General features: G+C 70.7%; 20 protein-coding genes. 6 read left to right on the top strand and 14 right to left on the bottom strand.

Translation table 11 applies throughout. The features are described 5' to 3' along the window. Positions 1–272: 272 nt before the first annotated feature. Positions 273–956: a L,D-transpeptidase gene (locus tag RT323_RS12720; protein ID WP_313409032.1), complete on the bottom strand. Its 684-nt coding sequence runs from the start codon at positions 954–956 to the stop codon at positions 273–275. A gap of 92 nt (positions 957–1,048) precedes the next feature. Next, complete coding sequence (locus tag RT323_RS12715) at positions 1,049–1,816, bottom strand: ParA family protein (RefSeq protein ID WP_313409030.1); 768 nt, start codon at positions 1,814–1,816, stop codon at positions 1,049–1,051. Between the two features lie 101 nt (positions 1,817–1,917). On the opposite strand from RT323_RS12715, the gene RT323_RS12710 reads away from it, so the two are divergent. Both RT323_RS12710 and RT323_RS12705 read left to right on the top strand, forming a co-directional pair. After that, positions 1,918–2,676: an SDR family oxidoreductase gene (locus RT323_RS12710; protein WP_313409027.1), complete on the top strand. Its 759-nt coding sequence runs from the start codon at positions 1,918–1,920 to the stop codon at positions 2,674–2,676. Then, a complete protein-coding gene (locus RT323_RS12705) occupies positions 2,677–3,510 on the top strand; it encodes an alpha/beta hydrolase (protein ID WP_313409024.1) in 834 nt (277 codons plus the stop codon). Positions 3,511–3,526: 16 nt separating this feature from the next. Here RT323_RS12705 and RT323_RS12700 read toward each other — a convergent pair whose 3' ends face one another. From RT323_RS12700 to RT323_RS12645, 12 genes are all read right to left on the bottom strand, one after another. Continuing rightward, positions 3,527–4,168, bottom strand: a complete 642-nt coding sequence (locus RT323_RS12700) for a TetR/AcrR family transcriptional regulator (protein WP_313409021.1) — start codon at positions 4,166–4,168, stop codon at positions 3,527–3,529. Positions 4,169–4,172: 4 nt separating this feature from the next. Then, positions 4,173–4,655: a hypothetical protein gene (locus RT323_RS12695; protein WP_313409019.1), complete on the bottom strand. Its 483-nt coding sequence runs from the start codon at positions 4,653–4,655 to the stop codon at positions 4,173–4,175. A 150-nt stretch (positions 4,656–4,805) separates the two neighbouring features. Then, positions 4,806–5,090, bottom strand: coding sequence for a transcriptional regulator (locus RT323_RS12690; protein WP_313409016.1), 285 nt, complete (start codon positions 5,088–5,090; stop codon positions 4,806–4,808). Further along, positions 5,087–5,515, bottom strand: a complete 429-nt coding sequence (locus RT323_RS12685) for a hypothetical protein (RefSeq protein WP_313409014.1) — start codon at positions 5,513–5,515, stop codon at positions 5,087–5,089. The genes RT323_RS12690 and RT323_RS12685 overlap by 4 nt, the downstream gene beginning before the upstream one ends. Positions 5,516–5,606: 91 nt before the next feature. After that, on the bottom strand, positions 5,607–6,431 hold the full coding sequence (locus RT323_RS12680; protein WP_313409011.1) for a PHP domain-containing protein: 825 nt from the start codon (positions 6,429–6,431) through the stop codon (positions 5,607–5,609). A 10-nt stretch (positions 6,432–6,441) separates the two neighbouring features. Further along, a complete protein-coding gene (locus RT323_RS12675; protein WP_313409008.1) occupies positions 6,442–7,041 on the bottom strand; it encodes a histidine phosphatase family protein in 600 nt (199 codons plus the stop codon). Between the two features lie 4 nt (positions 7,042–7,045). Continuing rightward, the gene (locus RT323_RS12670) at positions 7,046–8,080 is read right to left on the bottom strand and encodes a MaoC family dehydratase (RefSeq protein WP_313409005.1); all 1,035 of its coding nucleotides are present in this window, start codon (positions 8,078–8,080) and stop codon (positions 7,046–7,048) included. Positions 8,081–8,126: 46 nt separating this feature from the next. Next, on the bottom strand, positions 8,127–9,434 hold the full coding sequence (locus RT323_RS12665) for an endonuclease/exonuclease/phosphatase family protein (protein WP_313409004.1): 1,308 nt from the start codon (positions 9,432–9,434) through the stop codon (positions 8,127–8,129). A gap of 96 nt (positions 9,435–9,530) precedes the next feature. Then, complete coding sequence (locus RT323_RS12660) at positions 9,531–10,343, bottom strand: sulfotransferase (RefSeq protein WP_313409001.1); 813 nt, start codon at positions 10,341–10,343, stop codon at positions 9,531–9,533. 29 nt (positions 10,344–10,372) lie between these two features. Next, entirely contained in the window at positions 10,373–10,849 is a 477-nt protein-coding gene (locus RT323_RS12655; protein WP_313408998.1) for a general stress protein, read from the bottom strand. Between the two features lie 73 nt (positions 10,850–10,922). Beyond that, entirely contained in the window at positions 10,923–12,116 is a 1,194-nt protein-coding gene (locus RT323_RS12650) for an acyl-CoA dehydrogenase family protein (protein ID WP_313408996.1), read from the bottom strand. A gap of 76 nt (positions 12,117–12,192) precedes the next feature. After that, the gene (locus tag RT323_RS12645; protein WP_313408993.1) at positions 12,193–13,074 is read right to left on the bottom strand and encodes a DMT family transporter; all 882 of its coding nucleotides are present in this window, start codon (positions 13,072–13,074) and stop codon (positions 12,193–12,195) included. A 114-nt stretch (positions 13,075–13,188) separates the two neighbouring features. Between RT323_RS12645 and RT323_RS12640 the strand changes: the two genes are divergently transcribed. The 4 genes from RT323_RS12640 (at position 13,189) to RT323_RS12625 (ending at position 16,483) form a co-directional block, all read left to right on the top strand. Further along, positions 13,189–14,421, top strand: coding sequence for a magnesium transporter MgtE N-terminal domain-containing protein (locus tag RT323_RS12640; protein WP_313408992.1), 1,233 nt, complete (start codon positions 13,189–13,191; stop codon positions 14,419–14,421). Continuing rightward, on the top strand, positions 14,414–14,926 hold the full coding sequence (locus RT323_RS12635; protein ID WP_313408990.1) for a DUF1003 domain-containing protein: 513 nt from the start codon (positions 14,414–14,416) through the stop codon (positions 14,924–14,926). Before RT323_RS12640 ends, RT323_RS12635 begins: the two co-directional genes overlap by 8 nt. Positions 14,927–15,003: 77 nt before the next feature. Beyond that, positions 15,004–16,155 carry a P-loop NTPase gene (locus RT323_RS12630; protein ID WP_313408987.1) on the top strand — a complete coding sequence of 384 codons (1,152 nt, stop codon included), beginning with the start codon at positions 15,004–15,006 and terminating at the stop codon, positions 16,153–16,155. A 10-nt stretch (positions 16,156–16,165) separates the two neighbouring features. Next, the gene (locus RT323_RS12625; RefSeq protein ID WP_313408984.1) at positions 16,166–16,483 is read left to right on the top strand and encodes a sec-independent translocase; all 318 of its coding nucleotides are present in this window, start codon (positions 16,166–16,168) and stop codon (positions 16,481–16,483) included. Positions 16,484–16,589: the final 106 nt, after the last annotated feature.

Genomic DNA, 16,589 nt, shown 5'->3' with positions numbered 1-16,589 from the left:
CACGACGCCCGCCGAAGCCGGCTCCACTCCGGTCGAGGGTGGCGTGACCGCCCCGGGCGAGGAGAAGCCCGCGGGCGAGGGCCAGGCGCGACGCCGACGCCGACGCCGCCGGCCCTCCGGTGGCGGCCAGTCAAGCGACTCGGCTCCCGCCTCCGCGTCCTGACGCTTTCTGTGCGTGACGGTTTCCCCGGTTAAGTAGGAACGCTGTCACTTCACGAGGGTTGCAACCCTCGTGAAGTGACAGGAAACCTACTTAACCGGGGAAACTTCTCTCAAGCGGTGACGACGACGGGCGTGCCGTCGGGAGCCCAGTCCCACAGGTACTTGGCGTCGGACTTCCTCTGGCGCACGCAGCCTGCCGAGAGTGCCGTGCCCAGCTGCTCGACGGTCTGCTCGGGCTCGCCGTTGTTGTAGACCGGGATCGAGTGGAAGCCGATCGGCGCGTTCCGCCCGGTCGTGAACCGCACGAAGTACTCCATCGTGCCGGTGTAGTCGAAGCTGACGGCCTTCCGCTGACGCGACTGCACGGCGTACGTGCCCGGCTGCAGGTTGTCGTGACGGCTGCCCGAGACGAGGTAGGTGCGGTCGACCGTCCCGTCGGCCTCGACGAGCCACACGCGCTGGTCCGACTGGTCGAAGACGATCCGACGCCCCGAGCCGGAGCGCGCCGGCGGAGGCGGATCGGCCTCGGGTGCCACGACCATCTTCCGTGCCGCCGTGGTCGCCGCCGCCGTGGCGGCCGAGGTGGGCGTGGTGGCCGCGGTCACCGACGGCAGCACCGCGGCCGTGACCACGGATCCGGGCTGCGCACGGGTCGAGGCCGCGGCCTCGCGCTCGGGAAGCATGATCGACGTGGCCGCGATCATGACCGTCAGGACGAGAGCGCCACCCAAGGCCACGACGCGTCCGCGCCGGACACGTGTGGGTGCGGCAACAGCAGGGGGCGGGGAAGCCATGCTCTCCACGGTAGGCGCCTGACGTCGGCGATGACCGACTTCGCGGGGCGTGCGCGTGGCGCGCTCGCCCTCATGGGGGTCCAGCGGCTCGCTCATCGGCCCTCGATCAGCAGCCGTGCGATCGCGCGATACGCCTCGGCACCCTTGTGCGTGCGCGCCGTGCTCAGGATCGAGCGGCCGATCGCCGGCGCCTCCGCGAACCGGATCGTCTTGGGGATCGGCGGGTCGAGGACCTCGAGCTCGTAGGTCTCCTCGATCGCCGCCAGCACGTTGCGCGCGTGGGCCGTGCGGCCGTCGTATGCGGTCGCCAGCACCCCGCGGACCTGCAGGCCGGGATTGATGAAGCTCCTGACGTCGTGGATCGTGTCGAGCAGCTGGCCGACGCCACGGTGCGACAGGGTCTCGGCCTGCAGCGGGATCAGCACCTGATCGGCCGCCGACAGGGCACCGACGGTGAGCACGCCGAGTGCCGGCGGGCAGTCGAGCAGGATCCAGTCGTAGTCGTCGGCCACCTTCGCCAGGGCCACCCGCAGCCGCTGCTCGCGGCCCGTCCGGGTGACCAGGTTCTCCTCGGCCTCCGCCAGCGAGACGTTCGCGGGCAGCAGGTCGACCCCCTCGTCGGTGGTGCCGATCGCGTCGACCGCATCGACCTTGCCCAGCAGCACCTCGGCGACGGTGACCTCGAGCTCCTCAGGGTCGACGCCCAGCGAGAACGTGAGGCTGCCCTGCGGGTCGAGGTCGACCAGCAGCACCCGCTGGCCCGCCTCGGCCAGTGCGGCGCCGATCGACGCGACGCTGGTGGTCTTGGCGACGCCACCCTTCTGGTTGGCGAGCGCGAGGGTGGTGGTCACGCCCGTCATTGTGCCATCGGCACGGGTGTTCGGGGGCTCGTCCGCGCGCCGCTCCCGTCACACTGGGGCACCGATGTGGCCGGGTGAGCGGCGACTGGCATGCTGGCCCCATGACCCGCACGGCCCTGATCACCGGAGCCACCGCCGGCATCGGCAACGCGTTCGCGCGCGAGCTGGCACGCCGTGGCACGCACCTCGTCATCGTCGCGCGCACCACCGACCGCCTCGAGCAGGTGGCCGCCGAGCTGCGGGCGAAGCACGGCGTCGACGTCGAGGTGATCACCGCCGACCTCGCCACGATCGACGGCATCCGCAAGGTCTCGGACCGCCTCACCGAGGCGGGACGTCCCATCGACCTGCTGGTCAACAACGCCGGGGCGTCGTCCGCCGGCTGGTTCGGCGCCACCGACATCGCCGACGAGGACCGCCAGCTCGACCTGCTCGTGCGCGCCCCCATGCACCTGATGGACGCCGCCATCAAGGCCATGTCGGGCCGCGGCCAGGGCGGGATCATCAACGTCGCCAGCGTCGCGGCCTTCACCCCACGCGGGTCCTACTCGGCGCACAAGGCCTGGCTCGTGAACCTCTCGCAATGGGCGAACCTGCAGTACTCCGACGTCGGCATCACTGTGCAGGCGCTGTGCCCCGGATTCACCCGCACGGAGTTCCACCAGCGCATGCAGGCCAACATCGCCGACGTCCCCCGGTGGATGTGGCTCAAGGCCGACAACGTCGCCAAGGCGTCCCTCAAGGACCTCGAGCGCGGCAAGGCGATCTCGGTCCCCTCGCTGCGCTACAAGGTGCTGACGGCGATCTCGCGCCATGCTCCGGCGGCCCTCGTGGCGAACATCGCGAAGCGAGGTCGCTGAATGAGCGTCCCCCGGACCCTCGAGATCCCCGCGGGCGTCATCGTCGACACCGTCGAGACGAAGCGCACGACCCACGCGGTCCATCGCGCCGAGGCGGTCGGCGAGCGCCTCGGGTCGGTCCTGCTCATCCCGGGGTGGACCGGCAGCAAGGAGGACTTCACGCCCGTCCTGCCCCTGCTGGCCTCGCTCGGGTACGACGTGGTGACGTTCGACCAGCGCGGCCAGTACGAGTCTCCCGGGGACGCCACGGACGACTACTCCCTGCCGGCGCTCGCAGAAGATGCCCTGGCCCTGGCCGATGTGATCCTCGCGGACGAGCGCTTCCACCTGCTGGGGCACTCCTTCGGTGGGCTGGTTTCGCAGTCGCTCACGGTCGACCATCCCGAGCGGGTGCGCTCGCTGAGTCTGCTGTGCACGGGCCCGGGCGCCCTGGGCGACTCACCCGCCCGTCCGCTGCAGCGCATCGTCAGCGCGATCGGCAAGGTCCCGCTGCTGCAGATCCACGAGCTGCGCGAGCAGGGCATCAAGCGGCCGGCGCAGATCACCGCGTTCCTGGCGAAGCGCTTCACCGCGAACGCCCCGGCGTCCCTCAAGGCGATGACTCAGCATCTGATCGACGCCCCCGATCGGGTCGACGAGGTCGCCGCCACCGGGGTGCCGTGCTGGGTCGCACGCGGTGAGAACGACGACGCCTGGCCGCACGACGTCCAGGCCGAGATGGCACGGCGGTTGGGTACCGAGATCGTGATCCTGCCCTCCGCGGCCCACTCCCCCGGCGTCGAGGCGCCCGAGGAGCTGGTCGACGACTGGCGGGCGTTCCTGCTGGCCCACTGAACCGGCGCGGCGCGGCCTACGGGGTCCGGTGCCGCTTCAAGGTGGCCGCCAGCGCGCGGCGCCCCATCGGGCCGAGCCCGTCGAGAACGGCCGCGACGGTGCCCAGCGCCTCGAACGAGCGGTCTGCGAGGCCGTCCGGGCGGACCGGGTCGGTCAGCTCGAACCCCACGAACGCGGCCATCAGCAGCTCGGTGAAGGTCTCGGCGTCGATGACGCCGGCGAACGGCGATCCGGCCCGCAGCAGTCGATGGGACGCCTCGAGGATGGGCGTACGCCACATGTCCAGCGCCTGGCGGCTGGCCTGTGCCACCGTCTCGTCGGTCTGGGCCGCGACGAGCGCCTGGCCCAGGATCGAGACCGTGCCTGCCTCACGCTCGGCCAGCTGGACCTCGCGAGCGAGGTCGACCAGGTCCGTGAAGGTGGTCGCCGCCTCGAACCGCTCGCGGTGCCGGTCGACGCGGCCCTGCGTCGCCGACACGCACGCGGCGGCGACGAGTTCGGCGACGGAGCCGTAGTGGTAGAACACGAGACCCTGCGCGACCCCGGCGCGCTGCGACACGGTCCTGGCCGACATGGCGACGATGCCGTCGGTCTGCAGCACGTCGACGGCGGCCTCCAGCAGGCGACGCTTGGACTCCTCGGCGGACTTCGGCGGCACGAACTCAGTATCCCAGCGTGACGTCGGCGCGCCTCCTGCGTGCGCTGCGCCATGCGGCGTGCAGCGAGAGGAAGCTCGTGACGGCCGCGAGCCCCGCGCACGCCAGGGACCAGGCCGCAGCCTCGCGCGGCGAGACGTGCTCGAACCAACACGCGACGGCAGCGACCTCGACGAGCACCACGATGGCGGCGGCCGCAGCCGAGATCCCGATGGCCCCTCTCGTCCCCCGACTGCGCTGCACGCGATCCCAGACCGTGACGACGACCATGGTCGGGGCCACGCCGAGCAGCACGCCCACCGCGACACCGAGGGCACCGACGAGGCACACCAGGAGCACGAAAGTACCGGCCTCGTCCAGGGCGAGGTCCGAGTCGGTCGAGGCGAGGAACCACTGCACCCACCCCAGCAGCAGGACGCCGGCCGAGCAGATCAACCCGGTCGCCGCCGACGCGAGAACGCCGGCCAGCACCACTTGGAACCGTGCCATGTCGCGCTCCTCAGTACCGGCTCGCGAGGATGGCCAACCTGCGGGCGGCACGCCGACTCGCCATGCCGTGGACGCGCTCACATCGCTGCGAATCATGGCACTACCTCGTTTATGAGCGACTGCTCAAGAACGACATTAGCACCGATCCCGTCAGCCGACGATGGCGCGGAGTGCCGCCACGTGGCCGCGGTAGGCCGCGCGTCCCGCTTTCGTGAAGGACGCCCAGGTCCGCACCCTCCCCTCGCGGGTGCCCTTCGACACCGAGACGTAGCCGGCATCCTCCAGGGCCTTGACCTGTTTGCTCAGCACGGATTCGCTCACGCCGAGCTGGTCTCGCAACAGGGCGAAGCCGGCCTTGTCGACCGTGTCGAGGATCGCGCAGATCTGCAGCCGGTGCGGCGCGTGGATCAACGGGTCGAAGTCCCCCGTAGTCACGGCTGGTCCTCGATGCTGCGCACCCAGTCGGCGTCCCAGGCCGGACCCAGCACCGCCCAGGACAGGGCCGTCACGACGGCGGCGATCGCGGCCGGCACCGCACCGAAGAGGGCCACGGCGAGTCCCGCGATCGAGACCGCGATCATGAGCCACGCACGCCAGGCACCGGGCTCGCGCAGGGTCGCCCACGTGACCACGCCCGTGTGCTTGCTGTACCACTGCATCGCACCGAGGACGGTCACGAGCCCGGCCGCGTAGAGCGCCCAGCGGACCCAGCCGTCCAGGCCGAGACCCAAGGTGACCATGCCCATTCCCACGCCCGCGACCGCGTAGTAGCCCTTCGGGCTGGCGACCCGGTGCGCCGTGGTGCGGCGCGTGGCCGCGATCTGCTCGAGCGCTTCGCGCGCCTCGTCCCGCTCGTCCATGACAGCCTCCCGATTGACTTTCCGTTGCGGAAAGTCTAACTCCTGACTTTCCATCATGGCAAGCCAGCGCGGAAAGTCACCGCGGGGACGATCAGCCGAGGAGCCGCTCCAGCTCGTCCGGGTGGGTCGTGTTCGCGCCGAGGTGGAACGCCGGCCCCTTGCCGGTGCCGTGATAGTCGCTCGAGCCCGTCTTCGCCAGGTCCAGGTCGTCGGCAATCGCGGCGAGCGCGGCGCGGTCATCGGCGTCGTGGTCGGGGTGGTCGACCTCGATCCCCGCGAGCCCGATCGCGGCCAGCTCGGTCAGGACCTCTGCCGTGATGCCCGTGCGGCTGTCGCGCGCCCAGGCGTGGGCGATGACCGGTCGCCCGCCCGCCGCGCACACGAGGCGAACCGCCTCGAACAGGTCCGCCGAGTACCGCCCGACGTACGCCGGCTTGCCCGGGACGAGCCAGTCACGGAACGCCTCGTCGCGGTCCTTGATGTACCCCTTGGCGATCATCGCGTCGGCCACGTGCGGACGGCCCCAGGCGGCCGCGTCGCCCGCGACGGCCAGGACCTCCTGCTCGGTCAGCGGCATGCCGTGCTCGGCCAGCTTGTCCAGCAGTCGGGGCAGCCGCTGCGTCCGGCCGCCCAACACGCGCCTCAGCTCCTCGACCAACGGCTGGTGCGTCGGGTCGAACTCGTACCCCAGCAGGTGGACGCTGGAGCCGCCGAACTGGGTCGAGATCTCGATGCCGCGGATGAGCCGGATGCCGACCTCGTCCGCGGCCTGCTGCGCCTCGTCCCAGCCCTCGGTGGCGTCGTGATCGGTCAGCGCGACGACGTCGAGCCCTACGCCCTTCGCGCTGTTGACCAGCTCGGACGGGGTCTCGGTGCCGTCGGACCGGGTGGAATGGGTGTGGAGGTCGATGCGCACGAACGGAAGCCTATGCCCTCGTGCGTGCGGCCCTGTCGTGGACGTTCCACTGGCTGACCACCGGCTGACCACGGTCGTCGCCGAGGACCGAGTACGTCCCGGTGTCGAGCAGGAACACCCGTCCGTCCGCCACGTCGAGTCCGAGCCAACGCGCCGCGAGCACCCGCAGCGAGTGCCCGTGCGCGAACACCAGCGTCCGACCGCCGTGGGACCGGACGCGCTCGACGACGCGGTCGAGCCGCTCCCCCACCTGCGCGGACGTCTCGCCGCCCGGGGTCGGATGCGACCAGACGGTCCAGCCCGGCACGGTCTCGCGGATCTCGACGGTCGTGATGCCCTCGTAGTCGCCGTAGTCCCACTCCACGAGGTCCTCGTCGACCTCGGGCGTGAAGCCCGCGAGCTCGGCGGTGTCGAGGGCGCGACGACGCGGGCTGCTCCACACCCGGTCGAAGCCGACCCCCGACAGCAGGGGGCGCAGGGACTGCGCCTGCTCGCGGCCGACGTCCGTCAGCTCGAGGTCGGTCACCGACGTGTGCCGCCACGACCGGCTCCACTCGGTCTCACCGTGGCGCACGAGCCACAGTTCGGTCTCGTCCGCCGACTGGTTCATGGCCTCAGCGTGGCACGAGTGCCCAGTAGTCGAGGTCCAGCAGGACGCCCGGGGCGTACTTCTGGTCCTCGGTGCGCAGCGTCATCGACTCGTCCCGGCCCTTCGTGGCGACGAGCCGCAGGCGCAGCGCTCCGACACCCGGCGCGGAGGTCTCGGCCTTGTCGAGCACCTCGCTCCACGCGTAGACCGTGTCTCCGGCGAAGGCAGGCGCGGTGTGCGACCCCGCGTTGATCGCCGAGACCAGCTGGGCGTTCGCGAGGCCGTTGAAGGACAGCGCGCGCGCCATCGAGATCACGTGGCCGCCGTAGATGAGCCGCTGGCCGTCCGGGCGGGCCTCGACGTTGAAGTGCACCTTGGCCGTGTTCTGCCACAGGCGCGTGGCCATCATGTGCTCGGACTCGCTGAGCGTGACGCCGTCGACGTGGTCGATCCTCTCGCCCACCTCGTAGTCGTCGAAGCGGTGCGTCTCGCCCGCGGCGGCGAAGTCGTAGTCGCTGAAGTCCAGGCCCGCGGGGATCACGAGGTCATCGACCGAGAGCGCCTTCGCCAGCTCGGGCACGACGGGCTCGGGGGCGGGAGCGTCCTGGTCGCGCTTGTGCACCATCACCCAGCGGGCCCACTCGAGCGCGACCTCGCCGTGCTGGTCCGTCGCGGTGGACCGGACGTAGACGACACCGGTCCTGCCGTTGGAGTTCTGCTTGAGGCCGATGACCTCGGAGCGCGTGCTGAGCGTGTCCCCGGCCACGATCGGGCGGTGGAAGCGGCACTCCGCATAGCCGAGGTTGGCCACGGCGTTGAGCGACACGTCCGGCACGGTCTTGCCGAAGGCGATGTGGAAGGCGATCAGCTCCTCGACGGGCGCCGGGTCCAGGCCGACGGACGCGGCGAAGGCGGCGGACGACGGGACGGCGAAGCGAGTCGGGTAGAGCGCCCCGTACAACGCGCGGTCACCGTCGGTGACGGTGCGCGGCGTGGCGTGCTCGATGACCTGCCCGAGGGTGAAGTCCTCGAAGAAGTTGCCCGGGTTCGTCTTGCTCATGTCGTCCTCACGATCGCGGATGGTGCGGGACCATCATGGCGGATCGTCAGAACGCGAGCGTCGCGGCGACCATGTTGTGGTCCGACGGGGGCATCGAGCGGTACCGCGCCCGGCGCAGGTTCGCGTCGACCACGGTCTCCCAGCCCCGGGCGCGGATGCTCGCGGAGGCGAGGACGTAGTCGATGCGGATCCCTTGGTACCGGTAGTGCGCGCGGGCGGTGGCGCCCCTGGACCTCTTCGTGCCCGGTCGGTACATGCACTGGTTGGGACCCGTCCCGGGCTTGCGGCCGGCGATGCTGTTCGAGGTGTTGTAGTACGCGTGGATGCGGCGCTTGAGGTGCAGCGGCACCCGCGAGTACGCCGTCGCCACGAGCGACGACGTCACCCCGCGCGACCGGCAGGAGCCACGCCACTTCGCGCGCTTGGAGCGGTACACGCGCCGGTCCGTGCCCAGCACGTCCACGAGCCCGGCTCGGGTCAGGTCGTCGACGGGCGTTCGCATCCGCATGCGTCCAGTCGTGTTCATGTCACCCACGGCGACGACGGGCAGCGTGGCGCCGCGGTACGACCTCAGCTGACGCAGCAACGCCGTCATCTGCCTCACCTGCTTGCGGCGGAACGCGTTGGACGCCTTGCTGCCGACCGCACGGCCGCGGTAGCGGGCCTCGAGGTGCGTGTTGGCGAAGACGAAGCGCTGGCCCGTCGCCCGGATGCGGAAGATCGTCCAGTCCAGGGTGCGGCGGGTCGCGGTGGCCCTGGCGAGCAGCCGTGATCCCTGCCGCTCGACCACCAACGTGCGCGAGTCGTACACCGTGCGGTTGTCCGACGAGCTCGACCTCGGCGAGGTCCGGCACGCGCGCCACGGCGCCTGCCGACCCTGCCACGTGCCGTTCCACACGGCGGGGTTCGGCCCGGTGGTCGGGCACACCTTCCGGTACGTGTTCGTCACCCGGTACGGGGAACCCTGGACCTGCGCGTTCATCAGGTCGACGACGTGCTCGTACTGCGCGTAGTTGCGCGACCCGGCAGGCCGCCGTTGCATCCACGCCTCCGACGCCTCCTGCAGGCCGATCACATCGGGCGAACAGCGCATGATCATCGAGACGACCCGGTCCGCTCGCGACTCCCAGCGCGGCATCGTCTTCGCGCTGTTGTAGCCCGCGATGTTGTACGAGGCCGCGAGCACCGGCGTCCGGCCCTGGAAGGCGCCGCCCGGCGAGGTCTCGCGGACGACGTCGGCGTGAGCGGCGCACCGCGACGGAACCGCTGCGGCTCCGCTCGTGAACGAGGGAGCGGTCAGGAAACCGACGGCCACGGCGATCGCGGTGACGACGGTGGCGAGACGAGCGCGCATGGACGACCTCCAGGATTCTCCGGGCCCCCGATGGCCGCAGATCTTCAACTGTAGGTCGCTGTCGTCACTGTGCAATCACAGGACGCATCCGTCCCGTCAGCCGACGGAGTGGCGCGTGCCCATGACCTCGTCGACGCGCTGGCGGTCGAACGACTCGCCGAGCCACTCGAACAGGCCCTCGAGGACGCCGTGGTCCGCGACGTAGTCGTCGTAGTGCACGCGGTAGGTCACGTCGCTGCCCAGCTCCTGGTGGGCGCGCTCGAGGCGCGCGTCGTAGTCGGCGACCTGGGCCAGCGCGGCGGCCGGGTCCTTCTTCGCCCACCACTTGCTCTGGATGACGTCCTCGGCGTTGCGGGTGTTCAGCACGAAGCGTGCGCCGGGGAAGACCGTGCGGGTGAACTCGAGCGTCTCGACGAGGTCGCGGCGCCACCAGCGGATCTCCTTGAAACCGGTGACCCGGGTGTCGGGCCCGGGCTTGAGGAAGACCTGCTGCATGTGGCGCCGGTACGAGGCCGCGGCCTCCTCGGGCGAGTACGAGTCCATGCCGAACCACGGGTTCGTCGGGTCGCCGCCCTTCACGTTGCCCAGGCGTTCCTCGACCTTGCGCCAGTTGTCGTGCAGGCTCTCGAGGGTGCCGGCGTTCTCGCCGCGGATCAGGTAGCCGGGGATCGAGTTCAGCAGGCCCTGGAGCAGGGTCGAGCCGGTGCGCCCGTAGGTGACGATGAAGACGTACTCGAACTCGCGATCGTCGCGGGCCACGCGCAGCTCGCGGTCGAGATCGAGCTTCTGCTGCTGCAGGTCCGCGTTCTGGCGCTTGAGCGACTTCAGCTGCCGCTGCAGCCCGTCGCGGTCGTCGATGAGACGGCGGATGGCGGGCACCTTCAGGGCGACGTCCTTGGCGAGCGACATGCCCACCAAGGTACCGCCAGCGCTGCGCGTCAGAACGAGGTGGTGCCGCCCGGCATCGAGGCCAGCAGCTCCTGCCCACGGGCCAGGTGCTTGTGCTCGACGAGCAGCTCGTATTTGCTCGGCAGAATCGTCTTGACGCTCGAGAAGTCGCGGCGCCCGCGCGTGGTCGCGTATCCCACGGCGGCGATGATCGCGCCCCACACGACACCGAGCAGCACGCCGGTGAGCACCGCGTTGAGCCACTCGCCCTCGGCCGCGAAGATCCCGAGCAGCAACCCGATCAGCAGGCCGAACCAGGCACCGCCGAGGACACCACTGAGCAGGACCCGCCCCCAGGTCAGCCGGCCCGTGACGCGCTCGAGCTGCTTGAGGTCGGTGCCGACGATCAGGACCGACTCCACGGGGAAGCCGTGGTCGGACAGGTGGTCGACGGCCTTCTGGGCCGTCTCGTAGTCGTCGTGGACGCCGAGCGACTGCGGGTACTCCAACGAGAAGATCTGGGCCATGGCGCCAGCGTAGACCCGGGGAACGACACGACCCCGCCGGCGCGATGCCGGCGGGGTCGTGTCGTTTCAGGCCTCAGGCCTTGTAGTCCTTGAGCAGGTTGCGGCCGATGATCATCTTCTGGATGTCCGACGTGCCCTCGCCGATCAGCATGAACGCCGTCTCGCGATAGATGCGCTCGATCTCGTACTCCTTGGAGTATCCGTAGCCGCCATGGATGCGGAACGACGCCTCAACGACCTCGTTGGCGTACTCGGACGCGACCATCTTGGCCATGCCGGCCTCGACGTCCATCCGCTCGCCCGAGTCCTTGAGGCGCGCGGCGCGCACCATCATGTTGTGGCTGACCTCGACCTTGGTGCCCATCTCGGCGAGGCGGAACAGGACGGCCTGGTGCTCGGCGATCATCTTGCCGAAGGTCTTGCGCTGCTGGGCGTAGGCGATGGCCAGCTCGAAGGCGCGGATCTGCAGGCCGCACGCACGGGCGGCGACGTTCACGCGGCCCACCTCGACGCCGTCCATCATCTGGAAGAAGCCCTTGCCGGGCGTCCCGCCGAGGATCTGGTCCGCGGCGATCTGGTGGCCCTCGAGGATGAGCTCGGTCGTCTCGACGCCCTTGTAGCCCATCTTGTCGATCTTGCCCGGGACCGTGATCCCCTGGGCGGTCTCGCCGAAGCCCGGCTCCTTCTCGACCAGGAAGGTCGTCATGTTCTTGTAGACGCTGTCGGCGCCCTCGTCGGTCTTGCACAGGACCGCGACGAGCGTGGAGGTGCCGCCGTTCGTCAGCCACATCTTCTGGCCGGTGATCGAGTACGAGCCGTCGTCCTGCTTGGTCGCCTTCGTCGACACGGCGGAGACGTCCGAGCCCAGGCCCGGCTCGGACATGCTGAAGGCGCCGCGGACCTCGCCGGTGGCCATCTTCGGCAGGTACTTGGCCTTCTGCTCGTCGGTGCCGTGCTGCATCAGCATGTAGGCGACGATGAAGTGCGTGTTGATGACGCCCGAGACGCTCATCCAGCCGCGCGCGATCTCCTCGACCACGAGCGCGTAGGTCAGCAGGGACTCGCCCAGGCCACCGAACTCCTCGGGGATCGTGAGGCCGAAGACGCCGAGCTCCTTGAGCCCCTCGATGATCTCGGTCGGGTACTCGTCGGCGTGCTCGAGCTCCTGCGCGACCGGGATGATCCGCTCGTTGACGAATTCACGGATCGTCTTGAGGATCTCGGACTGGATGTCGGTCAAGCCCTCGGTCGTGGCGAGTCGTCCCATGGGTGGCGCTCCTCGAAATCGGTGGGAATCGGGGCGAGCCTACCGCGCTGTATCGCCCCGCACCGCCGGGGACCCGTCAGTCCGCGACGAGCGGCTCGACCCGCCGCGCGCGCCCGTTGGCCGCGGTGACCACCGCCAGACCGGCGAGGATCAGGACGATCCCCGCATAGGTGGCCCACTGCAGGGACTCGTCCAGGAACGCCGCGGCGACGAGCGCGGCGCCGGGCACCTCGAGCAGCAGCAGGAGCGACACGACCACCGGCGACATGACGGCGAGCAGGTGGTTGATGACGGAGTGGCCCAGCAGCTGCGCGCACACCATGACGGCGACGATCAGGACCCAGGCCCGCGCCGACCAGCCGGACAACGGCACACCCGTCGCCAGGCACGCGACGAGCAGGATCGCCGAGCAGATGCCGTAGCAGGTGAACGTGTAGGCGGTGGTCGACAGCGTCTCGCGGACCCGCGCGCCCGTCACGACGTAGATGGCGGCGAACAGGCCGCCGGCCAGCGCGAGTCCGTCTCCGATGATCGCGTCGCGCGACAGCGACAGGTCGACGCCCGAGATCGCGGCGACGCCCGCCAGCGCGAGGAGCGAGCCGCCCACGACGGAGGCCGTCGCACGCCGACCACGCAACGCGTCGATCGCGATCACGAAGAGCACCTGCATCGAGACCAGCGCGGTGGCCACGGCCACGGATGTCAGCTTGAGCGAGGCGACCCAGCACGCGAAGTGAGCGGCCAGCGCGGCGCCCGCGACGATGCTCAGGCCCCAGCCGTTCCGCGTCTGGCCGGTGATCGCGGCGCGATGCCGCGTGAGCGCGAAGGGCGCCAGCAGTCCCGTGGCCATGGCGTTGCGCCAGAACGCGATCGCCAGCACGGGCGCCGCCGTCGCCGCCATCAGCGGACCGGACAGCGACACCCCGAGGACGGCCACCAGCGCCAGGACCACGTTCACTGCGCCAGTGTGCCCCGCTTCCCCTTCGCCCGAACGGCTGGGGAGGCGCCGGGTCGTCACCGCCTCCCGCCAGCCATCCGCCACGGACGCACTGCCCCCGGTAGCCTCGACACCGTGACCAGCCAGCCGACCCGGATCTTCGTGTCCCGCCTCGTCGGTCAAGCCGTGTTCGATCCGGTGGGCGACCAGGTCGGCAAGCTGCGCGACATCGTGGTGGCCGTGCGCACCGCGGCGCAGCGGCCACGCGTCCTGGGGCTCGTCGTCGAGGTGCTCGGCCGACGCCGCGTGTTCCTGCCGATGACGCGCGTGACGTCGCTCGACTCCGGGCAGGTCATCACGACGGGCGTGCTGAACCTGCGACGGTTCCAGCAGCGCGCCACCGAGACGCTCGCCGTGCACGAGCTGTTCGACCGCCAGGTGACGCTGGCCGACGGGACGCCGGCTGCCGTCTACGATCTCGCGATCGAGCAGGACCCCCGCCGCGACTGGTACGTCTCCACGGTCGCCGTCGCCGAGCCGCACAAGCGCTTCGGCCGTCGCGGCACCAGCCACGTGCTGGAGTGGGACGAGGTCCGTGGCCTCGCCAACGAGTCGGCCGCCCAGGGCGCGACGCACCTGCTGGCGACGATGGACGAGATGCGGCCCGCCGACATCGCCAACGCCCTGCGCGACCTCCCGCCCAAGCGGCGGATGGAGATCGTGCGTGAGTTCGGCGACGAGCGTCTCGCCGACGTGCTCGAGGAGATGCCCGAGGCGCTCCAGGCCGAGGTGCTCGGGATCCTCGATCCCGGCCGCGGCGCCGACGTGCTGGGCGAGATGGACCCCGACGACGCCGCCGACCTGCTCGGCGGGCTCCCCGTGCAGACGGCCGAGGAGCTGCTCGCGCTCATGCAGCCGGAGGACGCGGAGGACGTCCGGCGCCTCCTGTCCTACGAGGAGCGCACCGCCGGCGGCATGATGACCACGGAGCCGGTCGTCGTCGCGCCCGACGCCACGATCGCCGACGCCCTGGCGATGATCCGCGAGCCCGAGCTGAGCTCTGCCCTCGCCTCGATGGTCTACGTGTGCCGGCCGCCGCTCGAGACGCCGACAGGCCGTTTCCTGGGCGCCGCGCACTTCCAGGCGCTGTTGCGCGAGCCGCCGTCGACCCTCGTCAGCCAGGTCGTCGACAACGACATCGACTGGCCCCGTCCGGAGGCTTCGCTCGCCGAGGTCGCCGGGCAGCTGGCCGCCTACGACCTCGTGGCCCTGCCCGTCGTCGACGAGAACCAGCACCTGCTGGGCGTCGTGACGATCGACGACGTGCTGGACCACCTGTTGCCGCAGGGGTGGCGAGAGAATGGCTGACCGCGAACGCCTCGACCAGCCCAGCGACCCCCGTCGCCGAGGGCTGCGCCGCAACCTCGCCGCGCGCCGCGAGGCCGACCCCGAGCGCTTCGGCCGGTTCGCCGAGTCCGCGGCACGGTTCCTGGGCACCGCACGGTTCATCACCTGGATGACGGTCTTCATCCTGGTCTGGCTCGCGTGGAACGTGCCGTGGGGACCCGACCGTCCCCGCTGGGACGCCTACCCCTTCATCTTCCTGACGCTGATCCTGTCGCTGCAGGCCTCGTACGCGGCTCCCCTCATCCTGTTGGCGCAGAATCGCCAGGAGGCACGGGACCGGATCGCGGCCGAGCAGGACCGCGACGCCGCCAGCCGCTCGCACGCCGACATGGAGTTCCTGACCCGCGAGGTCGCCAGCCTGCGCATCGGCCTGGGCGAGGTGGCGACCCGCGACTTCCTGCGCAGCGAGCTGCGCGGATTCCTGGCCGACCTCGAGAAGGCCGACGAGTCCGACCAGCAGGACTGAGACACGGGTCACCCGCCCACCGTCCGGGGGTTGACGCGGCGCCGGGGCGCTCGCTATGGCCCCGTAGACTTCACGACATGGCTGATGTCACGCAGGAACAGATCACCGAGGCGCTCGCGACCGTCAACGACCCCGAGATCAAGCGACCGATCACCGAGCTGGGCATGGTCGACGGTGTCGAGATCGGCGAGACCGAGATCGTCGTGCGCCTCCTGCTGACCGTGGCCGGCTGTCCCCTCAAGGACACCCTCAACCGCGACATCACCAACGCCGTCGCCAAGGTCGCCCCCGCGCACACCGTGCGCGTCGACATGGGCGTCATGACCGACGAGCAGCGCAAGGCCATGCAGGAGCAGTTGCGCGGCGGCCGCGCCGAGCGCGAGATCCCGTTCGCCCAGGCCGGCTCGCTGACCAAGATCTACGCGATCGCCTCCGGCAAGGGCGGTGTCGGCAAGTCGTCCGTCACCGTGAACCTGGCCGTCGCCATGGCCAAGCGTGGTCTCAAGGTCGGCATCGTGGACGCCGACATCTACGGCCACTCGATCCCCGACATGCTCGGCGTCGGCGACCAGCGCCCGACCCAGGTCGAGGACATGATCATGCCCGTGCCCACCGAGATCGCCGGCACGACGCTGAAGGTCATGAGCATCGGCATGCTCAAGCCCCGCAAGGACCAGGTCGTCGCGTGGCGCGGCCCGATGCTCGACCGCGCGCTCGTCCAGATGCTGGCCGACGTCTACTGGGGCGACCTCGACGCGCTCTTCCTCGACCTGCCGCCCGGAACGGGTGACATGGCGATCAGCCTGGGCCAGCACCTCCCCAACGCCGAGGTCGTCGTCGTGACGACCCCGCAGCAGGCCGCCGCCCAGGTCGCCGAGCGCGCCGGCACGATGGCCTCGATGATGCACCAGCGCGTCGTCGGCGTCGTCGAGAACATGTCGTGGCTCCAGCTGCCCAACGGCGACCGCATGGAGGTCTTCGGATCGGGCGGCGCCGCGCAGGTGGCCTCCGCCCTGAGCGCCCGTCTCGGCTACGAGATCAACGTCCTGGGTCAGATCCCGCTCGAGGAGCGGATGCGCGAGGGCGGTGATTCCGGTGCCCCCATCGTGATTACCGATCCCGACGCCGAGAGCGCCAAGATCCTCCAGCAGGTCGCCGACTCCCTCAGCGGCCGCTCGCGCGGACTCGCGGGCATGCAGCTCGGGCTCGCTCCCGCCGGCCGACTGTAGGATCGCGCCCGTGGGACTGGGCTGGATGGAGATCGGGGCGATCCTCATCGTCGCGATGCTCCTCTTCGGTCCCGATCGACTCCCGGGTCTCGCCCGTCAGGCCGCCCAGTTCGTGCGGATGGTGCGCCAGATGGCGGACAACGCGAAGTCCGAGCTGAGCCGCGAGCTCGGCGACGAGTTCAAGGACGTGAACCTGCGCGACCTCGATCCTCGGGCGGCCGTGCGTGACGTGATGTTCTCGGCGCCTCCTCCCCCGGCGCCGGACGTCAAGCGCGACCGCGTCCTGCGCCCGGGCGAGGTCCCCCCGTTCGACTCCGAGGCGACCTGAGGCACGGGCGGGCCCGGTACGACGCTCCCATCACGCCGCTCCGGACCCGCCCGCCGGCCCCAGGCCCTCGTCAGGCGCCCAGCGCCCCCAGCACGCGCGTGCGGCC

Source organism: Aeromicrobium sp., from assembly GCF_032084975.1.
Lineage (GTDB): Bacteria > Actinomycetota > Actinomycetes > Propionibacteriales > Nocardioidaceae > Aeromicrobium.
The sequence above is the reverse complement of the archived record's forward strand: the minus strand, read 5'-3'. Positions and strand labels throughout refer to the sequence as shown.